The 2,300-nt window shown below is 45.5% G+C and carries 1 protein-coding gene; it reads left to right on the forward strand.

Translation table 11 applies throughout. The features are described from left to right. A partial coding sequence (locus tag GJU39_RS23470; protein ID WP_280790428.1) for an MBG domain-containing protein occupies positions 1-2,300 on the forward strand: 2,300 nt, incomplete at both ends.

Genomic DNA, 2,300 nt, shown 5'->3' on the forward strand with positions numbered 1-2,300 from the left:
GTGCAGATTTGACAATCGGAGCGAAAGCCATCACGGTAACTGCGGCAGCGAAAAGCAAAACCTTTGGCGATGCTGATCCGGCGTTGACTTATACTTTCAGTCCGGCATTACAAACAGGCGATACTTTCACGGGATCACTGACCAGACAACCTGGAGAAAATGTAGGCAACTATGCGATCAACCCAGGTACGCTTGCACTGAACGGTAATTATACTTTAACCTATGAAGGTGCAGATTTGACAATCGGAGCGAAAGCCATCACGGTAACTGCGGCAGCGAAAAGCAAAACCTTTGGCGATGCTGATCCGGCGTTGACTTATACTTTCAGTCCGGCATTACAAACAGGCGATACTTTCATGGGATCACTGACCAGACAACCTGGAGAAAATGTAGGCAACTATGCGATCAACCCAGGTACGCTTGCACTGAACGGTAATTATACTTTAACCTATGCAGGTGCAGATTTGACAATCGGAGCAAAAACCATTGCAGTAACGGCAGCAGCGAAAAGCAAAACCTTTGGCGATGCTGATCCGGCGTTGATTTATACTTTCAGCCCGGCGTTGCAAACTGGAGATACTTTCACAGGATCACTCACCAGACAACCGGGAGAGAATGCAGGTACTTATGCGATCAACCAGGGTACGCTTGCATTAAACGGTAATTATACATTAACCTACATAGGTGCTAACTTAACGATCGGAGCAAAAGCCATCACGGTAACTGCCGATGCAAAAAGCAAAACCTTTGGCGATGCTGATCCTACACTGACTTATACTTTCAGTCCGGCATTACAAACTGGCGATACTTTCACAGGATCACTGACCAGACAACCCGGAGAAAATGCAGGCACTTATGCGATTAATCAGGGAACGCTTGCACTGAACAGTAATTATACTTTAACTTATGTTGGTGCAGATTTAACAATTAGTGCGAAAGCAATAACAGTTACAGCGGCAGCGAAAAGCAAAACCTTTGGCGATGCTGATCCGGCGTTGACTTATACTTTCAGTCCGGCGTTACAGACAGGCGATAGCTTTACCGGAAGCTTAACCAGACAGCCTGGAGAAAACGTAGGCACTTATGCGATAAACAAAGGTACGCTTGCACTGAACGGTAATTATACTTTAACTTATGTTGGTGCAGATTTAACAATCGGAGCGAAAACCATCACGGTAACGGCGGCAACGAAAAGCAAAACCTTTGGTGATGCTGATCCGGCACTGACTTATACTTTCAGCCCGGCGTTACAAACTGGCGATGCTTTCACAGGAAGCCTAACCAGACAACCCGGAGAAAATGCAGGCACTTATGCGATCAACCAAGGTACGTTAGCCTTAGATGGTAATTATACATTAACCTACATAGGTGCTAACTTAACGATTGGTGCAAAAGCAATAACAGTTACAGCGGTAGCAAAAAGCAAAACTTTTGGCGATGTTGATCCGGCATTGACTTATACTTTCAGCCCGGCGTTACAAACTGGCGATACTTTCACAGGAAGCTTAACCAGACAGCCGGGAGAAGATGCAGGCACTTATGCCATTAACACAGGTACGTTAGCCTTAGATGGTAATTATACATTAACCTACATAGGTGCTAATTTAACGATCGGTGCAAAAGCCATCACGGTAACTGCGGCAGCGAAAAGCAAAACCTTTGGCGATGCTGATCCAGCATTAACTTACACTTTTAGTCCGGCATTACAAACAGGCGATACCTTCATAGGAAGCTTAACCAGACAGCCGGGAGAAAACGTAGGCACTTATGCGATCAACCAGGGAACGCTTGCACTGAACGGTAATTATACTTTAACCTATGCAGGTGCAGATTTAACAATCGGAGCAAAAACCATCACGGTAACGGCGGCAACGAAAAGCAAAACCTTTGGCGATGCTGATCCGGCACTGACTTATACTTTCAGTCCGGCGTTGCAAACAGGTGATAGTTTCACAGGAAGTTTGACCAGACAACCAGGAGAAAATGTAGGCAACTATGCGATCAACCAAGGTACACTTGCACTGAACGGTAATTATACTTTAACCTATGCAGGTGCAGATTTAACCATCGGAGCAAAAGCCATCACGGTAACTGCCGATGCAAAAAGCAAAACCTTTGGCGATGCTGATCCGGCACTGACTTATACTTTCAGTCCGGCGTTGCAAACAGGTGATAGTTTCACAGGAAGCTTAACCAGACAACCAGGAGAAAATGTAGGCAACTATGCGATCAACCAAGGTACACTTGCACTGAACGGTAATTATACTTTAACCTATGCAGGTGCAGATTTAACCATCGGA

It is taken from the genome of Pedobacter petrophilus (assembly GCF_009674725.1).
In the GTDB taxonomy this organism is placed as follows: Bacteria; Bacteroidota; Bacteroidia; order Sphingobacteriales; family Sphingobacteriaceae; genus Pedobacter; species Pedobacter petrophilus.